Here is a 23254-nt window from a genome sequence, read left to right on the forward strand (position 1 = left end):
ATGTGAATAAAATCGTGAATGAAATGAACAAAGATATCAAGAATGAAGTGATGAATGAAAAAGGAATCGAAACATTTATTGTAAGTTCTAGTCAAGCTGATACGGAATCGAAAATAAAACTATCCGCCTTGCTGGAACGATTGCAAGATGGTGCTGACCGGCATTTACAGCAGCTTGGGATTACAATTTCTGAAATGCTGCGTGACGGTTTTGGATGGATGCTGATGACGATGGATCTTACAATTACTCAGCACCCTGTACTTGAGGAAAAGATGGAACTAACTACGTGGTCTAAGGGTTACCGGGGAGTTGTTTGGTTAAGAGACTACGAATTAATAGGATCTTCAGGAGCCGCAGGCTATGCTCGTTCGGCCTGGACGCTTGTGGATATTAACAAACGAAAAATTATGCGTCCAACTGCGTTTCCCTATGAGATTCCAATCGTAGAAGGAGAAGTTTCTGAGGGACCCCCAGATAAGGTAGCTGTTCCGCAAGAGTTAGAAATGAAAAAAGCTTATGAATTCATTGCTACATATAGTCTTATGGACAGTAATAGCCATGTGAATAATGCCAAATATGCAGATCTCTGTTACGATGCTTTAGAAGCAGATGAAGCTCGAAATCTGCGTATGAATCGCTTTCGGATTACCTATCACCGAGAAGTGAAACTTGGTGAACAGGGAATAATAGAACGTTCCGATCTCATAGATCAATCCATCTGGTTCAAAGGTATAAACGAAGAAGGAAAGATCATTTTTGAAGCGGAAATCCAGTTTGATGTTTAAATATGAAAACACTGCGGAGTTATCTGTAGTGTTTTTTTATTTTGATATAACCTTCATGTTTGAAATTTACTAGTTAATGGTAATGAATAGCAAGAACAACGGAAAGGGAGGGATTCGTAATGAGTCAAGTTCCAGATCGTCATCAACCAGACAAGAACAAGGATCCTGAACGTAACAACCAGAATAACTACAACACAATGGATCACCCAGAACAGTATAAGACAGAGGAAGAAAGTCTATTTGATCGTTTTGATGATGAGTTAAATGTTGATCCTATTCCTATGGAAGATCTGAATTTAGAGCAGCAGGAAGAAAAAGATAAAGAAGCGACAAAAAGCAATTCCTCGACAGAAGAAAAGTACCGTGCGGACTACCGAAAGTAAAGTCCGTTTCACTCGTTATAAGAGCAGCTTTTGTAGAGATCATGCAGAACATGGTCTCTTTTTTGTTGTTCGTATCCAAAATCAATTTCATAACTCAATTAAAACGATAAATTTGTAACTATATATAGACAAATAGAACCATTTTGATCTATATATAGTCATGACTAAAGCAACTAAAGGTATTATGAAATTGATTTGCCTACGTTTAAAATAAACCGAAATGTTTAAGGATAATGGAGATGATCTTTAGATCTTTTGGATAAATAGATAGAACGAGAAAGAAAGTAGGGATAGGATGATACAAGATTGCATTATTGTAGGTGGAGGAATTGCTGGACTTCAAGCGGCGATACAGCTGGGACGTTACGCGGAGCATAAGGTGCTCGTTATTGATTACGGAGAAGGCAGATCAAGTTTATGCCGAAGCTATCATAATATATTAGGTTTTCCGGACGGAATATCAGGGCAAGAACTTCGGAAGAGAGGAAGACAGCAAGCGGAATCCTATGGAATAGAGTTCATTCATGATCGTGTCGTTAAGGCACATAAAGAAGAGGAGATCATCACATTAACCGGAGAAAACGGCGCAGTGTATAAAGCAAAAACCCTACTGCTTGCAACCGGATTAACGGATCGTCATCCTGAACTTCCTGGACTAAAAAACACGCTTGGCATGTCGGTATATGTGTGCCCAGATTGCGATGGATATGAGATTAAGAATAAAAAAACAATTATCATGGGTTCGGGAACAGCGGGTGCGGGTATGGCTCGTATTCTTTCCAGCAAAACCCTCGATTTGACATATATTAATCACGAGCAGGCGGATATCCCAAGTGAAATTCTTCAAAAACTAAAAGATAAAAACATTGAGTATATTGAAGAACCGATTGAAAAAATAGAAGAACAAGATGGAATGATGTCCACTGTTATTTTAAAAAGCGGCAGAAGAATAGAAGCAGAACGCGGGTTTATTGCTTTTGGGAATAACAAAGTTCACTCTGAGCTTGCTGAACAACTTGGAGCAGAAGTAGCTGACAATAAACATGCAGCAGCAGATGCAAGATCCCGTATGTCCACAGTAGAGAATGTATGGATTGCTGGAGATCTGGGCATTCATTCAGAGCAAGCCGCAGTTGCCATGGGTGACGGAGTCTTGTGTGGAATCTGGATCAACAAAACCCTCCATCATATGAAAAAATAAAACGATCCCCCTCAAGTAGGAACATTATGTCCTATAGAGGGGTGTTTTTTTGCGGTTTTTTAATGATACATCAACAAAAACAGCTTCAGATGTAGTTAGTCATCATTTTGATACATACATATAAAGTAACGTCTATTTAGGAAGTGATCATATGCCGTTTATTGGCGGGATTATTCTTGTCTTTATTTTGGCTTTTGTCGTGTGGATACTGTTAACTCCAGTCTTCACTAAAGTGGGAGAGAAAGTGACGAAGAAATATAAACAATTTACGAAAGAGGAGAGTGCGAATGAAGAATCTAAAGACGTTTAAAATCGGTGGAATCGTGATCGGAGCTGTAATCATTATTGCTATATTAGTGGTTAGTTTATTTGTAACACGAATTCCAAACGGTTATGTTGGCGTCGTTTATTCACCAAATGGAGGAGTTAAAGATAATACACTGAGCCAAGGTTGGAAACTGGTAGGGGCATTCGACAAGGTGACTAAATATCCGATTCGGATTCAAACGGTAGAATACAAGGATATTCAGATTGCTACTTCTGATGGTAAGAGTATCACCATTGATTTTGCTTACAACTATCAAGTAGAACCAGATAAGGTATCATTCATTTTTAATAAATTTGGCCCGATTAGTATTGAAGAAATTGAAGACACCTATTTGAAAACCAGATTCCGTGATGCTGCACGTAAAGGAATTTCTAAGTTTACTGTCATTGATGTATATGGAGAGAAATCATCGGATGCAGCAATCGATGTACAACAACGTTTCTCAGATGACGTGGCAGGGCTTGGTTTCATTGTTTCCAATGTAACGGTCGGGGTACCGCAGCCAGATGCCAAAACACAAGAAGCTATTGATAAACGGGTAGAAGCTTCTCAAGAACTTGAACGCAAGACTACGGAACTTGAGATTGCTAAGAAAGAAGCAGATAGAAAAAGAGTGGAAGCACAAGGTAATGCTGATAAATTGTTAATTGAAGCAGAAGGCCAGGCCAAGGCAAATAAAGTTCTTCAACAATCATTAACGGAAGAATTAGTACAATATGAAACCGTTAAGAAATGGGATGGCGTATTACCGTATGTAAGTGGATCTAACATCCCTGTGATCCAGCTGCCTTCTCAGAAGACAGAAACAACTAAATAGCAACAGGGGGAGGAAACTCCCCTAATACTGGTTTATGCAGTTCCCTAAGTTATCAAGCAAGGTGTTTTCATCCCATTGTGTGTTTTAGAGGACAAGCGGCAGTTGCCATGGTGAGTGGATCTTCTGTGGAATCTGGTTCAACAATACGCTTCCTAAAATAAAAAAATAAAAGAAGTTGTGATTATCCACTGCTTTTTCTGTTTCAATGAGGAAGACAAGGTTAATAAAAAGTAAGACAAGCTATGTTATCGAAATGGAAAAAAATCGAAATGTGAAATTGGAGTGATATCTGATGTCAGAACAAACACATATGATTAATAAAGAAAAAGAAATGAAGCTTGATCAAGTCGAGAACGTGATCGAGCGTATGGATGCCGAGCAGAAAGAAGATATCTTGGAAAGCTTTGATGCATTCAAACAATACCTTCATAAACGCGTCTCACTCGGTGAATCCCTTGGTCTAAATGAAGAACAGTTGGCAAAAGTAGCCCAAAAAGTAGCGGATATTTTGGCAGCGAAGGAAGAGCCGCGTAATCGGGAAGAAAAGCTGCTTCAGGAGCTTTGGAATGTTGCGGATCCTGAGGAGAAAGATACGCTGGCAAGCATACTTGTACGGTTTGTTAAAAATTAATCTAGATCATACGCAGGCGGGTCCCTTAGGGGACCCAAAACACATTAAAATGAAAATTTATTATATTTTTAATAACAACTTTGAAACTCTTTCATCATTTACAACGTTTATAATATATCTAGAGCTGAAAAGTGCACAGAAATGAAAATTTAACCTACTTTTGATGGATGTACAGTTTATTCGACTCTAGGAACTAGTCAGATGATTTTGCATTAGGGGAATCATGCTGAACATGAGGAGAGATGCAAGATGAAAAAAACACTACTGACAATAAGTTTATTAAGCGTAATTTTTATGGGTTCCTTTACATATGGAAATTTGAATTATGAGGCATCGACAGTTTTAGCAAAACCAACGAATCCCGAGGTTCAGACGGAAAATAAAGATATAACGGATACGACCAAAGAAACGATTTATATAACAAATATCAATAACATAGATGGACAACTGGAAATTCAGGCAGATGATATCGAGTGGTTCGAAGGTAAGGCTGCGGATGAAGCTCTTGTCAAAAATGAACCGAATGCAGGCATCGACTATGCGCCAGATGGTTATTACATCGTTAATGACGATCCTTCCACTTACGAGTTAAAAGTTGCTCCTGATGCGGAGATATTAGTGCAAATTTACGACCGTACGGGTCAGCCAGAAGATATTGATATCAACTGGAACGAAAAAATCAGTCTTGAAAAATTCATCGCTCTCTACAATCAGAAAGATAACTTAGACATGAGCCAATTCCCTTATCATGTTACCGTTCAAGATGGAGAAGTGATTCAAATCGTTCAGCAGTATATTCCTTAAGGTTTATTATAAAAGAATAACGAAAAGCCCCTTCCTATTAGGTAAGGGGCTTTTCGTTATTAAGGCGACGAATAGGTGCCATTATGGAAGATAACTATGGAGTCTCTGTCTCTGTAGGAGTATTTACTGCGCCGTTCTGTGCGGGTCCTCCCAACCCGTTGTGAACTTGTATAGATATTGCATTCTGAGTTCCCTCTTCAAGCGTAATATTCACAATGTCATCAGCTTGTACACTGGTGGAAGGCATAGTAGTAGAGTCTGTAATCGTAATTTCCATGGTTTCATCCGTAAATAGATTGTCCATACTTGGCGGTGCAGCGCCATCTGCTGGCATGTCAGGGACAGTTCCTTCAGGAGCTTCACCTTGCTGTGGTGGAGTTGTTCCAGGGCCCGAGCCAGCAGCAGGCACTTCACCTTGCGAAGCCTCACCTTGCGGAGCCTCGCCTTGTGGAGCTTTCCTTGCAGGAGGATTCCCTCCATTCCCTTCCCTCGGCTGAGTTGGTGAAGTATAGATGGTCAGTGTACTGCCTTCGATCGATTTAACTTTCCCCAATAACAGGGTACCCTGGGTTTCTGATTCGTTTGTATTTGCAGAAGTCGAAGGATTCGCTTCTGTTACGGCGGCTGGATTCGACTCTGCATCGTCTGTAGTTGATCCGCAGCCTGATAACAAGGTGAGAACTAACACACTAGCCAGGCTCAGAGATGCAAGGATTGAGCTTTTTTTTCGTTTCATAATCAAATTCTCCTTCAATCTATGGTTTTTTAGATTTCATTGGTTCATTTTACTTTGTTCATATGAACTGAACATGTACGGAAATATAAACTCAGCTGAAAAATCCATGAAACAATAATGAAGTGATAGAGGACGTAGAACGATTATTTGCTGCATATAATGCCTAATGAGATCGCGAGATAAAAGAGGTGTAATTATGTATGATTGTATTATTATCGGGGGAGGACCCGCAGGACTTAGTGCAGCGTTAGTTCTTGGACGATCCATGCGGGAAGTCCTCTTATTTGATCATGGAAAACCCAGACATGCACCTGCCCGTCATTCTCACGGTTTTATAACCAGGGATGGAGTTACACCAGCAGAGTTCAGAAGACTAGCTCACAAGGATCTAAGTGCATACCCTACGATTCAAAAGAAAGAGGAAGAAATAGTAGATGTCCGCCATCATCATCACGGAGGATTTGAAGTGCTGTCTTCCACGGGAACACGCGAAACAGCCAGAACATTACTTTTAAGCAGCGGGATGCAGGAAAAATTACCTCAAATCAGAGGTTTAGATTCCTTTTATGGTCAGAGTTTGTTCAGTTGTCCGTACTGTGATGGTTATGAAGTAAGAGGAAAGAAGCTTGTTCTTATTACGGAATCGAAGAATGCTTTCGCAACAGCACAGATCATTCAACATTGGAGTAGAGCTTTAGTGTTATGTACGAATGGACATTCCATAGTAACACCAGATCAATACCGGATGCTGCAAGTCCGAGGAATTGAGGTAATAGATCAGCCCATTCATCAATTGCTTGGTAAAGACGGCCAGTTATCAGGCATTTCATTTACAAGTGGAGATAAACTTACCTGTGAAGCAGGATTTGTTACTCCCCAGCTGTCACATTCAGGTAATCTTAGCTACAAACTTCGTTGCCAAATGAACGACAAGGGAGCCATTCAGACAGATGGTTATGGTCGTACTTCAATTCGCGGAATCTATGCCGCTGGAGATAATTCGGTTATCTCCCCGACCCAGCTAGTCATTGCGGCAGGAGAAGGAAGTAGGGCAGCAATTGGGATTAATATGGACCTGATTCGTGCTGATTTTTGAGCAAAAGAAAAGAAGACTCCCATATATTTAAGGGGTCTTCTTTAAGATTATCATCTGATTAGTAATTACAAAATGCACTGGCGATAATAACAAGAAGGATAAAGAGTACTAAAATAGCACCGATGGACTTTCCTCCGTCAAATCCAGAAGTACCACAACCACAATCAAACCCGCCGTTACGTTGATCATTGCTCATATGAACTGACCTCCTCTCACTGACCTTAAGCATCTTATGTATGGAGGGCGGCAGAAGATTGGGCTATTCGATAAACTGCCCTTAATTTGGGCGGGCTTAACTTTAGGTTGTCAGATGAATGAGAATACGTTATGCTAATGGATAAAATTTCAAGGAGAGATAAATAATGAATAATCCATGTCATATGAACAGTAACAAACGACAGAGAATGATGAGAAAAGGAGGAGATCATGATGAACATAATGAATGCAGGGCATCCGGTGTAGCGTAATATAGCCATTTGCCCTCTAAATAGAGAGGGATGTAACCCATTGAATATGTATACATTTAAAAAAAGACATGCTCACTTTTTGCTGTCGAGTATAGGAATTTCTCATATTGGCGATTGGATCTATCTGATTGCTATTAATTTAATGATTCTACATATGACAGGATCCCCAGCAGCGGTTGGGCTGTTATATATTCTTAGGCCGATTGCTACGATGATTACTGCAGGATTTGCTGGAAGTTTGGTAGATCGGTGGAATACACGAAATATGATGATTTGGCTTGATCTGTTTCGGGCTCTTTTGATCCTCGCAGTTCCCTTTTTACCTTCGTTACCTCTTATTTATATCTTCGTATTTCTCATCAGTATGGCTAGTTCTTTGTTTGAACCGGCTTCACTCTCCTACACTGTTTCTTTCATTCCTGCTGCTTTACGAAAGAAATATAATGCATGGGTTTCTTTGACTCAGTCAGGTGCTTATGTTATTGGTCCTGCAGCAGCAGGTGGATTGTTTGCCATTTCCAGCAGTGAAACTGCGATCATGGTAAATGGGATCTCATTTCTAATGTCAGCACTTCTTCTTACAGGCTTACCTAAACTGGGAGCTGTCTCTACGCCTGATCATGAAAAAGCAGAGCAAAGTCATGGTCATAGAAGTGAAAAGTGGAGGATGCTCAAAAAAGACTGGTCGGTCGTATGGCAATTTAGTAAAACACATGTAAAAGTAATCATAATCTATGGGCTATTTCATGGAATCATGATCATGGCTGCTGCTTTGGATTCGCTGGAAGTTTCTTTTCTAACACAAGTTATTCACAGCAGTGATTCACAGTACAGTATGCTCTTAAGCATCACCGGAATTAGTTTTTTGCTGGGTTCCTTTATTCAGACTCGAATGGTAGATAGACTCCATACCATGACATTGCTGGGTTATGGTGCTTTACTATTTTCAACAGGTTATGTTATATACAGTTTTTCGCATCACTTGGTTGTTACAGGTGTAGGGTTTGTCATCTTGTCATTCTTCCAGGCTTTTATGAATACAGGCTATTATACATACATTCAGAATGAAATTCCTGTCTCCATGATCGGCCGAGTGACAAGTGTATACAGCTTCATTCAGTCCCTTCTTGAGATGGTTATGATCTGGCTGTTTAGCAGGTTTGCTGAACTTATAGATGTGAAAACAGCAGTAGTCTCCGCTTCATCGCTCCAGTGGATGGTCGCCGTAGTACTGCTGGTTTATTGTATATACTTTATGTTGCTTGAACGACGAAAATTAGATTCAACTTCGAGAGTCATCCAGTAAATGTAGACGTAACCCGTCTTGAATCGCTTGGAGAAACCTGCTGGCAGCTGGGGAAAGTTCGGATAATGAAGGAGCCGCAATCCCGATTAGACGGTATGGTTCTTCTTCAATGGGGATAACACGGACGGTATCAGGGAGTCTGGAAAGTACCATTTCAGGTAAAATGCTGATACCAAGTCCGTGTTGAACCATCCCAATGATTGCCTGCTCCTCGGCAATTTCATATTTTATATTCAGCTTTGTTTTATGTTCTTTGATCATCGTCTCAATCTCATCATCACCTCCCCATTTTGGCATAATAAAGGGTTCATTACTAAGTGAAGTAAGAGAAACAGAAGGGGCATCGGCAAGTGGATGTTCACTTGAAACGATACATACCATACGATCTTTCTTCAAAGGAATGTTGTCAAGCTGGGACTTACCTTGCAGTGTAATAAAGCCAAAATCAACGACACCAGAAGCAATCCAGTTTTTAATTTCCGCATAGTCACCTTCTCTCAATTTAATTTTTATTGCAGGAAATTCTTGGTGAAAAGATTTTATGACACCAGGAAGCCACTGAGAAGAGACGCTGGTAAAGGTACCTATACGTACAGTGCCTGTCTGAATTCCATGAAGCAAATCAATTTCTTGCTGCAGCATTTCCTGCCACTTTAGAATTTCTCTCATGTATTGGTAGATTCTTTCCCCATTTGTGGTGAGGCGAATTCCAGACTTCGCCCGGATAAGAAGGGGGAATCCGCAGTCTTTTTCTAGGCTTAAAATGGCGTGACTAACAGCAGATTGCGTTAAGTTAAGGATGGTAGCCGCTTTCGTTAAGCTGCCGACTTCAACGACAGTACATAAAATCGCATATTTAGTTATACTCACAACGATTTCTCCTTACATGAAAATATTTCATGTTATGTATTATAAACATTCATTTTTCTAATGGAAAGACTTGTTATATACTTTGTCTTGCTCTTATGAGAGCGGCCAGCTGACATACATAACAGGGAATAAGGGAGAAGAAGAAAGACATGTTTAGGCGAATGGACACAAAAAAACAAGCGGATTTGCAAATGCTGTTAGTCACTCTTTTATGGGGGTCTTCCTATTTGTTTATGAAAGAAGGTCTTGGTAGTATTCAAGAAATCAACCTGATTGCCTTACGGTTTGGTTTTGCATTTTTGCTGCTTGGTATATTGTTTTATAAAAAATGGTCCTATGTGACTGTAAGGCTTGTAGGACAAGGATTTATATTAGGTGCAGTTCTGTTTATGGCCTTTGTATTTATAACTTATGGCGTCAAACGGACAAGTACTTCTCAGGCAGGTTTTCTAATCAGTTTATCTGTCGTCTTTGTACCACTGTTTACCTCATTATGGGGACGAAAGCTTCCAAGCAGAAAAATGGCAGGTTGCATTATGCTGGCTGTCATCGGAATATCCTTATTAACACTAGATCAAAGCCTGAGTATTGGATCAGGAGATCTATTATGTATTTTAGGGGCGATGATGTATGCAGTATATATTATTGTCTCTGGAGTTATGGTGCGAAAAGGCGACGCTATCGTACTCAGTATTTTACAGCTTGGTTTCGCCGGCGGGATCGCTTTCATCTTTTCACTCCTATTTGAACAGCCAAAACTTCCGAATTCAAGCGAAGCATGGATAGCAGTTATGGGGCTGACTATACTGTGCAGTGCAGTAGCTTATACAATTCAAATTCTAGCACAGCGGCATATGACTTCAACCCGTGCAGGACTGATATTCTCACTTGAGCCTGTATTTGCAGCCGGATTTGCTTTTATTTTCTACGGTGAACGCTTGCCTTGGAATGGATTCATTGGTGCTTGTTTAATCTTATCAGGGGTGCTGCTTACAGAGATTACCCCGCGTTTGCCTCAGCGGTTTAGAAAACATAAACACACAGAACAAATAGGTGTTGAAATAAATCTTAGTGAAGGATCGTCGACATAGACGATCTTTTTATTTTTCATAAACATTATAACGTTATATTTACCTAACTGGAAAATCATGGTAATATAATCCCATAAATAATTAGAAAATATAGGAATAAGGAGGAGTGATATGGGGATAACAATCCTTCGCTCCGTACGAACGGCAGATCATCCAGAGCGCTTTGATCTAATCATTAAAGATGGCATAATCGCGGAAAAATCAGCAGCGGGTACAGCGTGTGGAGACGAAATCTTGGATTGCAGTGATTTGTTCGTATCCAGCGGCTGGATTGATATGCATGTCCATGCAATGGAAAGTTATCGGCCTTATGGAGATGAAATCGATGAGATTGGAGTACGGCAAGGTGTCACTACCATCGTTGACGCTGGCAGCTGTGGAGCCGATGATATCGGGAAACTGGCTGAGCTGAGTAAAATAACGGCTACGAGGGTACTCGCCTTTCTTAACATTTCGCGCATAGGGCTGGGAGAACGGCAGGATGAACTAAGTTCTGCGGGATGGATCGATGAGAGAACGATCGAGGCTTCAATTCGTGAGTTAGGTTCCTTTATCGTTGGACTTAAAGCCCGGATGAGCAGAAGTGTGGTTAAGGATGAAGGTATTCGCCCGCTTCATATGGCAAGATCTATGTCTGACAAAACAGGATTGCCTCTTATGGTACATATCGGTTCAGGACCGCCTGAAATCGAAGAAGTGCTGAACTTGCTTCAGAGTAAAGATATCATTACTCATTATTTGAATGGCAAGGAAAATAACATACTAGATGGGAAGGGGGAAGTGTTACCTGCTTTTCTTGCTGCTATAAAACGGGGAGTGCATTTAGATGTGGGTCACGGTACCGCAAGCTTCTCTTATCAGGTAGCAGAAAGGGTGAAAAAATCGGGTATTCACCCGGATACCATCAGCTCTGATATATACCGGGGTAATCGAATAAATGGCCCTGTACATAGCTTAGCTGAGGTCATGAGCAAATTTTTACTACTTGGCTATTCTCTAACGGATATCGTGAATGCGGTTACAGTGAAAGCTGCGACTTGGCTGAAGCGGCCTGAACTCGGACGAATTCAAGTAGGGGATAAAGCGAACCTCACTTTATTTAGACTTGTTCAAGGACAATATGTACTGGCCGATTCCATGGGCGAGATTCGCAGCACACAGACAATCATTGAAACGAAGGGAGCAATCATCGGTGACAAGTTCTATTCTTGAGCAATATGGATTAAAACGTGTAATTAATGCAAGTGGGAGAATGAGTATTCTTGGCGTATCGGCACCAACAGACACGGTTATGGAGGCAATGAAACAGGGTGGGCAGCAGTACGTAGAAATTGCGGATCTGACGAACAAAGCAGGAGATCACATTGCACGTGTATTAGGCTCGGAGTCAGCAGTTGTAGTGAATTCCGCATCAAGCGGGATCGCCCTTTCGGTCGCTGCAATGGTTACCCAAGGAAACAAGAGAAAGAGCGAAAAATTACATCAGGAACCCATTCAAAAGAATGAAATCGTCATGCTGAAAGGTCATAATGTGCAGTATGGGGCCCCAGTTGAAACGATGGTTTATCTTGGCGGGGGCAAACTTCTTGAAGTTGGTTATGCAAACGAAGGAAAAAAGGAACATATCGAAGAAGCAATTAATGAGCGAACAGCCGCTATTTTATATGTAAAATCCCATCACTGTGTCCAGAAAAATATGATATCCGCAGAGGAAGCCTATGAAGTAGCACAAATGTACCAAATTCCTCTCATTATTGATGCAGCTGCAGAAGAAGATTTGACAAGCTATATACCGATATCGGACCTGGTCATATTTAGCGGATCCAAAGCGATTGAAGGTCCTACTTCGGGGATTGTAGCAGGCAAAAAGCAGTATATAGATTGGTTGAAAGTTCAGCTGTCAGGTATTGGGCGGAGTATGAAAGTGGGGAAAGAAACGACGTTTGGACTGCTGAAAGCATTAGACGAATACCAGATGAAAACAGACAAAAGTGATCAGGAGAAACAAGAACTGCAGCAGCTTGCTCCTCTTTCCAAACTTAATGGTGTAGAGATGTCGATCGTACAAGATGAAGCAGGCAGACTTATATATCGCGGTCGTATTCGGATTCAGGAACAGATAACAGGAATTACCGCTGCTGAGGTTGCAGAGCAGCTTCGTACTGGAGATATAGCAATTTATACCCGTGATTATGGGGTAAGACAGGGCTATTTTGATATCGATCCAAGATCGTTAAAAGAAGATGATATGAACATCATTTACTCACGTATTCATCAAATTATATCGGGGGAATAGAGCTATATGACGACTATGGAGAAACGTTTATATAAAGGCAGGGCGGCCCTGAATGTACTGGCTGGCAGTGTGCAAAATGCCAAAGAAATCTTTGAAGCAGCGGATGGATATGTAGTCATCGGTGTTTTATCTAAAAATTATCCAGATGCAAGTTCTGCAGTGGAAGCAATGAAACAATATGGCGAAGTATGTGAAGATGCAGTATCCATTGGGCTTGGTGCAGGGGATCCAAGACAGTCTGAAGTTGTAGCTGAAATTGCAAGAGAATACGCAGGGACACATATCAACCAAGTGTTTACTGGAGTAGGTGTAACTCGTGCGAGTCTGAATGGAAAATCAAGCTGGATTAACAGCCTTGTTTCTCCTTGCGGAAAACCGGGATATGTAAATCTCTCGACAGGCCCACTAAGTTCTTCTGTCACGGAGAAGGCCATTGTTCCTGTGGAAGCTGCCATTGCTCTTGTCTCTGATATGGGCGGAAATGCATTGAAGTATTTTCCAATGAACGGGCTGGATACAAAAGAAGAATATATGGCTGTAGCGAGTGCTTGTGCCAAAGCAGGATTTGCACTAGAGCCAACGGGAGGAATAGATAAAGAGAACTTTCGTGAAATTTTAAAGATTGCACTAAAAGCCGGAGTCCCTGCAGTGATCCCTCACGTATATTCATCCATTATTGACAAAATAACAGGTCAGACCATCATTCAGGATGTTCAAGAGTTAACGAATATTCTAAAGTTCGAGGTGGATGCTTATGACAACGGGTAACCGTAAGCAGATTACATCATTTGGAGAAGTTATGATGCGGCTCGAGGTTCCCTCCCATCTGACTTTGAGTCAAAGCCGATCGCTGAACTATTCCTTCTCGGGAACGGGAGTCAATGTAGTTGCGGCTCTTATAAAGCTTGGGCATAAAGGCGCTATCGTAACCACACTGCCTGCCAATTCATTAGGAGATGCTGCAGAGGCAGCTCTTCGAGGACTCGGTTTTGATATGAAGTACGTACGAAGGGATGGGCAGCTGCTCGGATCTTATTTTCTTGAAACAGGATATGGGTCTAGAAAAAGTAAAGTAACCTATGCTAGCCGTGTCAATAGTGCGTTTAACACAACTTCACATCATGCTTACACAGACTTATCTTTTGCTGAAGACAGTCATTATTTTCATCTATGCGGGATTGGACTCGCGATGAATGAAGAGATGAGATACATAATGAAAACACTGGCAAGCGTGGTAAAATCAAAAGGCGGATCGGTCATCTTTGATTGCAACTTTCGGGCATCCTTATGGTCAGAGGAGGATAAGAAGCAGGCAAGGACTCATTACGAAGATATGCTGCATCTTGCCGATATTGTGATGATGAACGAACGTGATGCAATCTCTTTGCTAGGATATAAGTCATCTTCTGCTGACCGAATAGAGCAAATCAAAGAACTTATTCCGCAGATTGCGAAAGATTATGGTATTCGTGTCATTTCGGGAACACAGAGAACGATTGAAGCTGACAGTCATTATATCCAAGGTTTTTTATATCACAAAGATAAAGGGCTTACGTTTGGAAAACCGATGAAGGTACAAGTCCTTGACCGAATTGGTGCAGGGGATGCCTATACTGCTGGCGTGATTCATGGGGAGATTTGTGGATACGATCCAGGGTATACGGTTCAGTATGCAACCGCTGCTTCTGTCCTTGCCCATACCATCGTCGGAGATACAGCTCCGTCATCAGAAGAGGATATTCTTCAAGTTATGAATGAGCAAGTGTTAGATATTGAAAGGTAGTGATTCTGTGTCCCTGTCAAGAAAAAAAGGGCCGCTTTATTTGCAGCTAAAAAAAACGATTCGTGACCGCATTGTTCACGGCATATATCCAGTGGGTTCACTTATTCCTTCAGAACCGCAATTGGAACAAGAATTTAAAGTGAGTAAAATGACGGTGCGAAGTGCGATTCAGGAGTTAAAACAAGAGGGGTACGTACAGAAACAGAGCGGAGTCGGTACGACGGTGCTTCGAAATGCGGCTTCACCTCCACTATCCAAAGGTAAGAGATTTACAGAAATCCTGGTGGAGCAAGGGGACCGAATTGATAAGAAACTAATTGATAAAAAAGTGGAGCAAAACGGTCCAGACAGCGAGGCATATCATTTATTCGGCCCCTCATGTCTCTGCATAAAGCGACTTTACTATTTGAATGAAGTACCTTATATCTTTTATGAACACCGAGTTTTACCTGAAGCAGCAGGCAGATTAGACTGGATTCAGGGTGCTGATTTTTCTTTGTACGAGTGGCTGGAAGAGCAAAATCTCGTGGCGGAACGTTATCAGGATCAATTTACGATTGGTCCGCTGCCTGCAGAGGTTGCCGGGGAACTTGCGTTGCAAGAAGGCCAGATCGTGCTTCAAAGACATAGGTATACGTATGATGAGAGGAATCATGCCATAGAGTGGAGTGTTGGTTACTATAACACCAATTTAAAGCCGTACATTGTAGATTATCAGACATAGAGTATGCTTCTTACTCTGGAATATGATAAGATGTCGCTATATTGTGAACATTTTGACCATAGAAGACAGGTGAGAAGATGCGAAAAAAAGTGACAATGCAGCAAATCGCGGATACGGTTGGTGTATCTAAATTCGCTGTATCTAGAGCACTCACAGGCAAATCTGGAGTTAGCGAACAGACAAGAGATAAGATTATTCGTACGGCGGGACAGCTGGGTTATTTTAAGAATGGATTTGGCGGTGCTTCAAGAGTTGCTGCATTAGAGCAGGAAAAAGAGAAAGAGTTAACCCCCGATTGGCGAAAACAGACGGGTACAGTCTTGGTTCTTTTTCCGAATATAAGGTATCAGAACAAAGATTCTCTGTACTGGGGTCCTATGTTCGAAGGCATATCTGCTAGGCTCAATGAGAAGGGATTCGATATTCTGACCTTAACTGAACCTTCTTCAGATAAAGTGTTTTCGTTACTTAATCCCGATGCAATTCAAGGAGTAATCACGGTGGGTGCTGTATCTTCTGCGTTATTGCTTGAATTTCAGCGGATGCAGATTCCGGTTGTGATGTTAGATCATTCGGATTCCGCATTTCACTGTGACACTGTTTTTAGTGACAATATCAGTCTCATGAGAGAGATGATGAATCAACTAATTGCAACTGGTTATCGCAAGTTTCAGTTTGTAGGGAATATTTATGATGCACCCAGCTTTTTAGAACGATGGACGGCATTTCGAATGACACTCGATGAGCATAACATTCCTTTAGAGCAGAACACGAAACTGTTCCACGAAGAAACGGAGGGACTCATGCAAGCGGTAAGTGAGATTCCTAGAAGTCAGCTTCCTGAAGTATTCGTGTGTGTAAATGATTCAACCGCACTTTTTGTGCTTGAACAATTATCGAAACAAGATGTGTCCGTACCAGAAGATTGCGCTGTAACCGGTTTTGATAACGTAGAAACAAATCTTCCGCTGCTGGCTACCGTTGATGTAAATAAGTCATTACTTGGAAGAAGGGCAGTAGATCAATTATTATGGCGAGTAGATCATCCATCTTTGCCGGTGGAACGTCTTCTGATCCATGCAGATCTCATATACAGAGATACATATATGACAGCAAAAAGAGGATAAGCTAACACACGAGAACCATTAGTGATGGAATCTAATTTCCATGATTAATGGTTTTTTTTGCTTTTTGTTTTCTTGAAAATGGATAACAAAAAGAATGCTGTTTTATTTTTGTTATGTATAATAAATGATCCTGCCTCGATATGAAATTTGATATTTGAATTCTTATTTCTGTTAAATACATAAATATCACGGGGAAGTTGAAGGCTTTAACCTGTCATAATATAGACAAAATTTAGAAATAGAGACCTGCAAACTGGTTGTATGATCGACACAAGAAACAGCTGACACCATAGTGAAAAGCCAGATACATACTCTGGGAATAACAAAATGTTATTTATGTAAAATATTGTTTGACTAACATCAGATAGTGGTGTTATTGTTGTTTTGTAAAATGATTCCATTTATTTTACGGGTGCAATCATTTTTAGATAACAGAAAGCTATACTGTAACAAGGTGTCATCATTACGAAGGGGGCTATGTACTTTGAGAAACATGAAAGCGCTTTTAATTTTATTGTTGGTGTCGTGTTTTGTGATTGTAGCCGGATGCAGCGGAGGAAAAACAGCAGAAAATCCAACTCCGCCAAAAGAAGTGAATGAAGAACAAACGCCAGATAATACTGCAGAAAAAACGGAGGAACCAGAAGCGCCTGCCTTCGATCTTGGAGGTAGAACAATCAAGTTGTCAGCATGGTGGGATCTTGCACCTACCGATGCAGATGCTACAGGGCAAGCTCTTGTTGAGCAACAGAAGAAAGTAGAAGAAAAATATAATGTCACTATCGAATACGTTAACGTTCCCTTCGAAGAGTATATGGATAAGTTTACTACATCCGTTCTTGCAGGGGAACCATTCTCCGATATAGCCTACCTTGAATTCAAAAGTGCCGTACCTGCGATCCAAAAAGGCCAGCTTCTTAAAATTTCCGAATTTACTACAACGAATTCTAGTATTAACAAAGACCAGCGGCTAGCCAATCCCGCACCACCGCTTCTTGGAGAACAATATGCTTTTAACGGCGGAGTGAAAGGAAACTTTGGTCATGGAATTCATTATAATCGTGACCTATTTGAAAAACTGGGGCTTCCAGACCTCCAAGAGTTGTACGACAATGGCGAGTGGACCTGGAGTAAATTCCTTGAAATCGCGAAACAAGCAACCAAAGATACAAACAACGATGGGAAAATGGATACTTATGGGTTCTCTGGATGGGCAGCTGTAGTTGGACGTAACTTTATTGCAGCAAATGGTGGAAACACAGTTCTCGATCCAGAAGATGAGGCATCAAATGCTAAAGAAGGACTTACAGATCCGAAGGCAATTGAAGCCATTGAGTTTTTGGCATCTTTATACAGCAACAATGTAGTAAAAGTGAAGACAGGCGACAAAGTGAATTGGGAAGAAGGCGACACCTTTAAAGACGGAGACGTTGCGATGTTCCATGCAGCACAGTGGATGATCGGTGACCTGAACTTTGAAGTTGGTGTTGTCCCTTATCCAATTGGACCCCAAGGGAGCCCGGAAATCACTTATGCGGATACAGGTTTGAATGCTTATTTCATTCCGAAAGGCGTAAAAGATCCAGAAGCGGTATATCAAGTGTTTGAAGAACTATTTGACGTTCCTCAACTAGAAGAGTATCCAACGCAAAACTATTTGGAGAGTTTATACTCCACGGAAGATGACACACGTATTATTCGTGAACATATTACAGGCACAGGACTTGTTGGGTTGGATGAAGCTTACCCAGAGTATCCATACAATGACTTTATTGCTGATGTTATCGTAAATAATGCTTCTGTTGCATCTGCGGCAGAGAAATATAAGCAGCAGGCACAAGCCTCAATTGATAAGCTGGGAGCAGTAAAATAAGAATGAAGTACAGCAATCTGCGAGAACAGGGGAGCAATTTCAAAAACTAGCTCCCTCTTCCGTAGATTTATCTGCCTAAGATAGCAGAGGGGGGAGTTCCTATTGAAGGGCCAGAGAAGAGTCCGCTTATGGATCAGGAAAAGTATTATCACTGCGGGTTGTGTATCGCTTGTACTTGCCGGAGGTAACAGCCAATTGGCTTTTGCTGGTTCAGTAAATACGGATCGTGTTGCATCAGATAAGGCTGATTTGTCAGTAACGCCTACTTCCATGATTGAGGATCATAGCTTTCAACTTTCCACTGCCGAATTCTACAGTGAGTATATGGAGAAGTATAAAGATGAACCTGTCCCAGCAAGCGAAATCGTATTAGGTGCGGAGATGGTCAGTGAACTGATTGGGGAAGACAGCGAAGTGATCACTGATTTTGAGGGAAAATCCGGGAAATCGATAAAAACCGGTGAAAAAAGCAGTGTCACATGGACCTTTGAAGTAGCAGATCCAGGTTTGTATCAGCTGGAAACGAGCTATTATCCAATCGAAGGAAAAAGTTCTGCCATAGAACGAAGTGTTCTGATTGATGGGAAACTTCCTTTTCAAGAAGCTGCTTTTATTCAGTTGGACAGAGTGTGGGGCAATGTAAAAGATGAGCCGCAGCAGGACAATCGAGGGAATGACCTGAGGCCTCAGCAGCAGGAAAAACCAGTATGGCAAACGACTTTGTTTAAAGATTCCAATGGATATTATGAAGAGCCATTTACTTTTTATTTTAGCAAAGGAAGACACACATTAACGCTTACCTCCCAGCGTGAGCCAGTAGTAATCAGTGAAATCAGACTGTTACATGAGGAGCTTCCGCCCGAATATACTACATATGCTGCAGAGTATAAGGATCAGGTGCAGCGTACGCCTGACGATGTGTTCATAGAACTTCAAGCAGAGAAAGCGTCAGCTAAATCCTCACCTACTCTCTATCCGCTAATGGACCGTTCTTCGCCGGCAGTAGAGCCTTATAGTCCGTCCGTATCTAAAATCAACACGATCGGTGGATATAACTGGCGGATTCCTGGACAGTGGATTGAATGGAATGTAGAAGTTCCCGAGGAAGGCATGTACGAGCTCGCTTTTAAAGCAAAGCAAAACTTCTCTCGAGGCGTCTATTCTACTCGAAAAATTATGATTAACGGTGAGGTCCCTTTTCAGGAAATGAATAGAGTATCCTTCCGCTACAAGAGCAGCTATGCGATGCAGGTTATGGGGGATGATACGCCTTATTTATATCATTTGAAAAAGGGAACAAACGTCATCCGAATGGAAGTTAGCTTAGGTGAATTTGCATCACTAATTAGAGAGGTACAAGAAAGTTTGACAGAACTGAATGCCATGTACCGAAAGATATTGATGATCACAGGTACAGCTCCTGATGAAGTTCGAGATTATCGACTTAGTGAACGAGTGCCTAATATACTTGATGTTTTTGCGAACGAAAGCGAGCGTCTACAAGCAGTAGGAAAACGTTTGCGAGAGTTGTCGGACGAAAAAGGGGATCAAGATGCGCTGCTCAAGACGATGGCTTTGCAGCTCGACGAAATGATTGAAGATCCAGATACGATACCAAGGAGGTTATCGGCTTACAAAACCAATACAGGAGGACTTGGAACTTGGCTTCAGCAAACAAGGGAACAGCCTCTTGAAATTGATGCAATCTATGTTACTTCTCCTGGAAAAAAAGTTTCCGGAAAAGGGATGGGATGGTTTGCTCGAACTTGGCATGAGATCGTAACCTTCCTCTATTCTTTCTTTATTGATTATGACCAAATTGGCAATGCAGCAACGGACAAAACGCAAAAGACAATTACCGTATGGATCGGCAGCGGACGTGATCAGGCCAATACCATTAAGGCGATGATTGATGAAACGTTTACGCCGGAATCTGGAATACAAGTTAACCTCAAGCTTGTTCCGATGAATTCCCTGCTTCCTGCTACTCTTTCGGGTGAAGGACCCGATGTAGCCATGCAGATGGGGAATGATGTTCCTGTGAATTATGCGATGAGGAAAGCGGCGGCTGATTTGTCTCAGTTTGATGATTTTAATGAAGTGAAACAGCAGTTCAGAGAGAGTGCTATGGTACCGTACACTTTTGAGAACGGAGTATATGCGTTACCTGAAACGCAGACCTTTAATATGTTGTTTTACCGAAAAGATGTACTAGAAGAGCTTGGACTCCAAATACCGCAAACATGGGAAGAAGTAGGAAGCCTGCTGACCGTTCTTGATAAAAATCATATGGATTTTGGCCTGCCGCTGGTAACGCAGCCCCAATATCCTGGTGAAAACGTCCCGCCGAATTCCGTGTACTCGATGCTCTTATTCCAAGGCGGCGGCGAGTTCTACAGAGATGGAAGCAAGGAATCAAATCTGGACTCGAAGATCGGAATGGAAGCGTTTAAACAGTGGACTGAATTCTATACGGACTACAAGCTAGAGCGTGAATACGACTTTGCGAACCGATTTAGAACAGGCGAAATGCCGATTGGCATCGCAGATTACACTACGTATAACCAGTTGACGGTGTTTGCTCCTGAGATTCGAGGAATGTGGGGATTCACGATCATCCCGGGTACGGTGCAAGCAGACGGATCTACCGACCATACGGTTGCGAGCGGCGGCAGCGGTGTACTGATGCTCGAAGATGCAGATGATAAACAAGCGGCATGGGAATATATGAAGTGGTGGACAAGTGAAGAAACACAAGTCAAATTCGGAAGAGAAATGGAAGGACTGATGGGTGCAGCAGCCAGATATCCAACAGCGAATATCGCAGCACTGGAGAAACTTCCTTGGCCAGTCGAAGATTATGAGAATCTGCAAAAGCAAATGGAATGGGTAAGAGGAATACCGGAAGTACCAGGTGGATATTTTACGGGGCGTCATCTCATTAATGCCTTCTATCGTTCTGTTGATGGAAAGATCGAACCAAGAGAAGCACTCATGGACTATGTACAGTATATCCAGGATGAAATTCGTGTAAAACGCAATGAATTCGGTCTGCCGGAGTAAAGGAGGGTGAGACGTCATGTCTGATTTACAACTTAAAAATAAGGTGAGGGGCGTCCCTCCAAAGGAACGTTCGCTTCGGCGCCGTGAACGGCGGCAACAAAAGATTCATCAGATCAAAATTAATAAACATTTGTATATCCTGATGGCGCCTTACATGATTCTGTTTTTATTGTTTACGATATTGCCTGTTCTATTATCTATAGTGATTAGCTTTACCTATTTTAATATGCTCGAAATGCCCAAATTTGTAGGGTGGCAGAACTACACAAGATTGTTTCTAGAAGATGATATTTTTCTCATTGCTTTGAAAAACACATTTTTGTTCGCTGCCATCACAGGTCCTGTCAGTTACTTAGCCTGTTTTATATTTGCATGGATTATTAATGAACTCAGCCCGAAATTACGGGCATTCATGACCCTGATTTTTTACGCACCCTCTATTTCAGGAAACGTATTTTTTATCTGGCTTCTCATCTTTTCGGGAGACCGTTACGGAATTATCAATGGTTTGCTTATTAAGCTGGGCATTCTGCTGGAACCAATTCAGTGGCTCAAAACAGAAGCTTATATCATGCCAATTATCATACTCGTGCAGCTATGGCTAAGTCTTGGAACTGGATTCTTGGCATTCATTGCAGGACTGCAAACGGTAGATAAGACGCTGTATGAAGCAGGTGCAGTGGACGGAATTAAAAACCGCTGGCAAGAGCTTTGGTATATCACGCTGCCTTCGATGAAGCCGCAGCTCATGTTTGGTGCTGTAATTCAAATTACTTCCTCGTTTGCCGTGGCTGATGTATCCATCCAGCTGGCCGGTTTTCCGAGCGTCAATTATGCAGCAGAAACGGTTGTTACTCACTTAATGGATTTCGGAACCATTCGGTTTGAGATGGGCTTTGCATCCGCCATTGCAACCGTCTTGTTCATGTTAATGGTGGGATCTAACATGATTATTCAAAAACTGCTCAGGAAAGTGGGTGAGTAAAGCGATGAATTTTACGCTCGGCATGTTCCGTAAGAAAAGAGTGAATCGCTCTTTCTGGGGCAGCTTCTTCCTCTTCCTGCTCCTTGCCGTTATCGGTGCATTTATGGTTCTGCCTTTGGTTTATGCGATCAATGCGGCTTTTAAACCGCTGGACGAAATCTTTATTTTTCCTCCAACTCTGTTCGTAAGAAATCCTACCTTGGATAACTTTGCAGACTTAATCAATCTGCTGAGTGCTTCGTGGGTTCCTTTTACAAGGTACATCTTTAATACGATATTTATTACAGGAGTAGGGATCGTTGGGCACGTACTATTAGCATCTGCTGCTGCTTATCCGCTTGCCAAACATCGTATACCAGGCACTAACGTCATGTTTAAACTCATTGTATTGTCACTGATGTTTACCCCTGCCGTTACTGCTATTCCTACGTACATGATCATGTCCTTTTTAGGATGGGTTGACACTTACTGGGCGGTTATTATCCCGGCATTCTCTTATCCGCTGGGGCTGTATCTAATGAAGCAGTTCATGGAGCAGATTCCGGATGCCCTGATCGAAGCAGCAAAAATCGATGGGGCAACGGAGTATCGGATATTCTGGACCATCGTAATGCCTAATGTAAAGCCTGCATGGCTGACTTTAATTATTCTACTATTTCAAATTTTATGGGGAACGGATGGCAACGGCTTCATTTATAGTGAGCAGCTTAAGACACTGACTTCGGCTACGACCAATATCGTACAAGGCGGGATCGCAAGAGCTGGGGTAGGAGCTGCGGTTGCACTGATGATGATGAGTGTGCCAATTACGATTTTTGTGTTCTCACAAAGCCGGATAATTGAAACAATGGCCACATCCGGAATGAAGGAATGAGGAGGGGTGGATAC

23 protein-coding genes are annotated in these 23254 nt (G+C 41.8%); 20 read left to right on the forward strand and 3 right to left on the reverse strand.

The genetic code is table 11. The features are described from left to right. Positions 1-23: 23 nt before the first annotated feature. The 7 genes from QPK24_RS09630 to QPK24_RS09660 all read left to right on the forward strand — a co-directional run bounded on the left by QPK24_RS09630 (position 24) and on the right by QPK24_RS09660 (position 4949). Positions 24-785 carry an acyl-[acyl-carrier-protein] thioesterase gene (locus QPK24_RS09630; RefSeq protein WP_285749231.1) on the forward strand — a complete coding sequence of 254 codons (762 nt, stop codon included), beginning with the start codon at positions 24-26 and terminating at the stop codon, positions 783-785. 119 nt (positions 786-904) lie between these two features. Then, a complete protein-coding gene (locus QPK24_RS09635) occupies positions 905-1168 on the forward strand; it encodes a hypothetical protein (protein WP_407082972.1) in 264 nt (87 codons plus the stop codon). Between the two features lie 295 nt (positions 1169-1463). After that, positions 1464-2369, forward strand: coding sequence for an NAD(P)/FAD-dependent oxidoreductase (locus QPK24_RS09640; RefSeq protein WP_285748205.1), 906 nt, complete (start codon positions 1464-1466; stop codon positions 2367-2369). A 151-nt stretch (positions 2370-2520) separates the two neighbouring features. Next, positions 2521-2679, forward strand: a complete 159-nt coding sequence (locus QPK24_RS09645) for a hypothetical protein (protein ID WP_285748207.1) — start codon at positions 2521-2523, stop codon at positions 2677-2679. Further along, positions 2657-3514 (forward strand): prohibitin family protein, encoded by an 858-nt coding sequence (locus QPK24_RS09650; protein ID WP_285748209.1) that lies wholly within the window; start codon positions 2657-2659, stop codon positions 3512-3514. The genes QPK24_RS09645 and QPK24_RS09650 overlap by 23 nt, the downstream gene beginning before the upstream one ends. Before the next feature lie 292 nt (positions 3515-3806). After that, a complete protein-coding gene (locus tag QPK24_RS09655) occupies positions 3807-4145 on the forward strand; it encodes a DUF3243 domain-containing protein (RefSeq protein ID WP_285748211.1) in 339 nt (112 codons plus the stop codon). A 249-nt stretch (positions 4146-4394) separates the two neighbouring features. Continuing rightward, positions 4395-4949 carry a hypothetical protein gene (locus QPK24_RS09660; RefSeq protein WP_285748213.1) on the forward strand — a complete coding sequence of 185 codons (555 nt, stop codon included), beginning with the start codon at positions 4395-4397 and terminating at the stop codon, positions 4947-4949. Positions 4950-5043: 94 nt separating this feature from the next. On the opposite strand, the gene QPK24_RS09665 is transcribed toward QPK24_RS09660, so the two are convergent. Next, the gene (locus tag QPK24_RS09665; protein ID WP_285748216.1) at positions 5044-5685 is read right to left on the reverse strand and encodes a hypothetical protein; all 642 of its coding nucleotides are present in this window, start codon (positions 5683-5685) and stop codon (positions 5044-5046) included. Positions 5686-5881: 196 nt separating this feature from the next. Here QPK24_RS09665 and QPK24_RS09670 point away from each other — a divergent pair, with 196 nt between their 5' ends. Next, a complete protein-coding gene (locus tag QPK24_RS09670; RefSeq protein WP_285748218.1) occupies positions 5882-6781 on the forward strand; it encodes an NAD(P)/FAD-dependent oxidoreductase in 900 nt (299 codons plus the stop codon). A 58-nt stretch (positions 6782-6839) separates the two neighbouring features. On the opposite strand, the gene QPK24_RS09675 is transcribed toward QPK24_RS09670, so the two are convergent. Continuing rightward, on the reverse strand, positions 6840-6977 hold the full coding sequence (locus QPK24_RS09675) for a YjcZ family sporulation protein (RefSeq protein WP_285748220.1): 138 nt from the start codon (positions 6975-6977) through the stop codon (positions 6840-6842). 317 nt (positions 6978-7294) lie between these two features. Here QPK24_RS09675 and QPK24_RS09680 point away from each other — a divergent pair, with 317 nt between their 5' ends. Continuing rightward, positions 7295-8554: an MFS transporter gene (locus QPK24_RS09680; protein ID WP_285749235.1), complete on the forward strand. Its 1260-nt coding sequence runs from the start codon at positions 7295-7297 to the stop codon at positions 8552-8554. Here QPK24_RS09680 and QPK24_RS09685 read toward each other — a convergent pair. Next, positions 8531-9424: a LysR family transcriptional regulator gene (locus QPK24_RS09685; protein ID WP_285748222.1), complete on the reverse strand. Its 894-nt coding sequence runs from the start codon at positions 9422-9424 to the stop codon at positions 8531-8533. The two genes, QPK24_RS09680 and QPK24_RS09685, sit on opposite strands and share 24 nt — an antisense overlap. 149 nt (positions 9425-9573) lie before the next feature. Here QPK24_RS09685 and QPK24_RS09690 point away from each other — a divergent pair, with 149 nt between their 5' ends. The 11 genes from QPK24_RS09690 to QPK24_RS09740 all read left to right on the forward strand — a co-directional run bounded on the left by QPK24_RS09690 (position 9574) and on the right by QPK24_RS09740 (position 23240). After that, positions 9574-10515, forward strand: a complete 942-nt coding sequence (locus QPK24_RS09690) for a DMT family transporter (RefSeq protein WP_285748224.1) — start codon at positions 9574-9576, stop codon at positions 10513-10515. A gap of 111 nt (positions 10516-10626) precedes the next feature. Next, positions 10627-11727 (forward strand): amidohydrolase/deacetylase family metallohydrolase, encoded by a 1101-nt coding sequence (locus QPK24_RS09695; protein WP_285748226.1) that lies wholly within the window; start codon positions 10627-10629, stop codon positions 11725-11727. Positions 11728-11767: 40 nt separating this feature from the next. After that, positions 11768-12811: a DgaE family pyridoxal phosphate-dependent ammonia lyase gene (locus QPK24_RS09700; protein ID WP_285749237.1), complete on the forward strand. Its 1044-nt coding sequence runs from the start codon at positions 11768-11770 to the stop codon at positions 12809-12811. A gap of 6 nt (positions 12812-12817) precedes the next feature. Continuing rightward, positions 12818-13579 (forward strand): 2-dehydro-3-deoxy-phosphogluconate aldolase, encoded by a 762-nt coding sequence (gene dagF, locus QPK24_RS09705; protein ID WP_285748228.1) that lies wholly within the window; start codon positions 12818-12820, stop codon positions 13577-13579. Next, positions 13566-14594 (forward strand): sugar kinase, encoded by a 1029-nt coding sequence (locus tag QPK24_RS09710; RefSeq protein WP_285748230.1) that lies wholly within the window; start codon positions 13566-13568, stop codon positions 14592-14594. Before dagF ends, QPK24_RS09710 begins: the two co-directional genes overlap by 14 nt. A 7-nt stretch (positions 14595-14601) precedes the next feature. Beyond that, positions 14602-15318 carry a GntR family transcriptional regulator gene (locus QPK24_RS09715; protein ID WP_285748231.1) on the forward strand — a complete coding sequence of 239 codons (717 nt, stop codon included), beginning with the start codon at positions 14602-14604 and terminating at the stop codon, positions 15316-15318. 77 nt (positions 15319-15395) lie between these two features. Then, complete coding sequence (locus QPK24_RS09720) at positions 15396-16445, forward strand: substrate-binding domain-containing protein (protein WP_285748233.1); 1050 nt, start codon at positions 15396-15398, stop codon at positions 16443-16445. A 493-nt stretch (positions 16446-16938) separates the two neighbouring features. Continuing rightward, complete coding sequence (locus QPK24_RS09725; protein WP_285749239.1) at positions 16939-18318, forward strand: ABC transporter substrate-binding protein; 1380 nt, start codon at positions 16939-16941, stop codon at positions 18316-18318. A 102-nt stretch (positions 18319-18420) separates the two neighbouring features. Continuing rightward, the gene (locus QPK24_RS09730) at positions 18421-21381 is read left to right on the forward strand and encodes an extracellular solute-binding protein (RefSeq protein ID WP_285748235.1); all 2961 of its coding nucleotides are present in this window, start codon (positions 18421-18423) and stop codon (positions 21379-21381) included. Between the two features lie 16 nt (positions 21382-21397). After that, positions 21398-22366 carry a carbohydrate ABC transporter permease gene (locus QPK24_RS09735; protein ID WP_285748236.1) on the forward strand — a complete coding sequence of 323 codons (969 nt, stop codon included), beginning with the start codon at positions 21398-21400 and terminating at the stop codon, positions 22364-22366. A gap of 4 nt (positions 22367-22370) precedes the next feature. After that, positions 22371-23240 (forward strand): carbohydrate ABC transporter permease, encoded by an 870-nt coding sequence (locus tag QPK24_RS09740; protein WP_285748238.1) that lies wholly within the window; start codon positions 22371-22373, stop codon positions 23238-23240. Positions 23241-23254: the final 14 nt, after the last annotated feature.

The organism is Paenibacillus polygoni, from assembly GCF_030263935.1.
GTDB lineage: Bacteria > Bacillota > Bacilli > Paenibacillales > Paenibacillaceae > Paenibacillus > Paenibacillus polygoni.

Excerpts from the sequence above, each read along its gene's own strand:
- QPK24_RS09690 (WP_285748224.1), top strand. The coding sequence starts at position 9,574 with ATGTTTAGGCGAATGGACACAAAAAAACAAGCGGATTTGCAAATGCTG.
- QPK24_RS09630 (WP_285749231.1), top strand. The coding sequence starts at position 24 with ATGAACAAAGATATCAAGAATGAAGTGATGAATGAAAAAGGAATCGAA.
- QPK24_RS09735 (WP_285748236.1), top strand. The coding sequence starts at position 21,398 with ATGTCTGATTTACAACTTAAAAATAAGGTGAGGGGCGTCCCTCCAAAG.
- QPK24_RS09725 (WP_285749239.1), top strand. The coding sequence starts at position 16,939 with ATGAAAGCGCTTTTAATTTTATTGTTGGTGTCGTGTTTTGTGATTGTA.
- dagF (WP_285748228.1), top strand. The coding sequence starts at position 12,818 with ATGACGACTATGGAGAAACGTTTATATAAAGGCAGGGCGGCCCTGAAT.
- QPK24_RS09695 (WP_285748226.1), top strand. The coding sequence starts at position 10,627 with ATGGGGATAACAATCCTTCGCTCCGTACGAACGGCAGATCATCCAGAG.
- QPK24_RS09660 (WP_285748213.1), top strand. The coding sequence starts at position 4,395 with ATGAAAAAAACACTACTGACAATAAGTTTATTAAGCGTAATTTTTATG.
- QPK24_RS09635 (WP_407082972.1), top strand. The coding sequence starts at position 905 with ATGAGTCAAGTTCCAGATCGTCATCAACCAGACAAGAACAAGGATCCT.
- QPK24_RS09675 (WP_285748220.1), bottom strand. The coding sequence starts at position 6,977 with ATGAGCAATGATCAACGTAACGGCGGGTTTGATTGTGGTTGTGGTACT.
- QPK24_RS09700 (WP_285749237.1), top strand. The coding sequence starts at position 11,768 with ATGAGTATTCTTGGCGTATCGGCACCAACAGACACGGTTATGGAGGCA.
- QPK24_RS09645 (WP_285748207.1), top strand. The coding sequence starts at position 2,521 with ATGCCGTTTATTGGCGGGATTATTCTTGTCTTTATTTTGGCTTTTGTC.
- QPK24_RS09650 (WP_285748209.1), top strand. The coding sequence starts at position 2,657 with ATGAAGAATCTAAAGACGTTTAAAATCGGTGGAATCGTGATCGGAGCT.
- QPK24_RS09740 (WP_285748238.1), top strand. The coding sequence starts at position 22,371 with ATGAATTTTACGCTCGGCATGTTCCGTAAGAAAAGAGTGAATCGCTCT.
- QPK24_RS09720 (WP_285748233.1), top strand. The coding sequence starts at position 15,396 with ATGCGAAAAAAAGTGACAATGCAGCAAATCGCGGATACGGTTGGTGTA.
- QPK24_RS09665 (WP_285748216.1), bottom strand. The coding sequence starts at position 5,685 with ATGAAACGAAAAAAAAGCTCAATCCTTGCATCTCTGAGCCTGGCTAGT.
- QPK24_RS09640 (WP_285748205.1), top strand. The coding sequence starts at position 1,464 with ATGATACAAGATTGCATTATTGTAGGTGGAGGAATTGCTGGACTTCAA.
- QPK24_RS09655 (WP_285748211.1), top strand. The coding sequence starts at position 3,807 with ATGTCAGAACAAACACATATGATTAATAAAGAAAAAGAAATGAAGCTT.
- QPK24_RS09670 (WP_285748218.1), top strand. The coding sequence starts at position 5,882 with ATGTATGATTGTATTATTATCGGGGGAGGACCCGCAGGACTTAGTGCA.
- QPK24_RS09710 (WP_285748230.1), top strand. The coding sequence starts at position 13,566 with ATGACAACGGGTAACCGTAAGCAGATTACATCATTTGGAGAAGTTATG.
- QPK24_RS09680 (WP_285749235.1), top strand. The coding sequence starts at position 7,295 with ATGTATACATTTAAAAAAAGACATGCTCACTTTTTGCTGTCGAGTATA.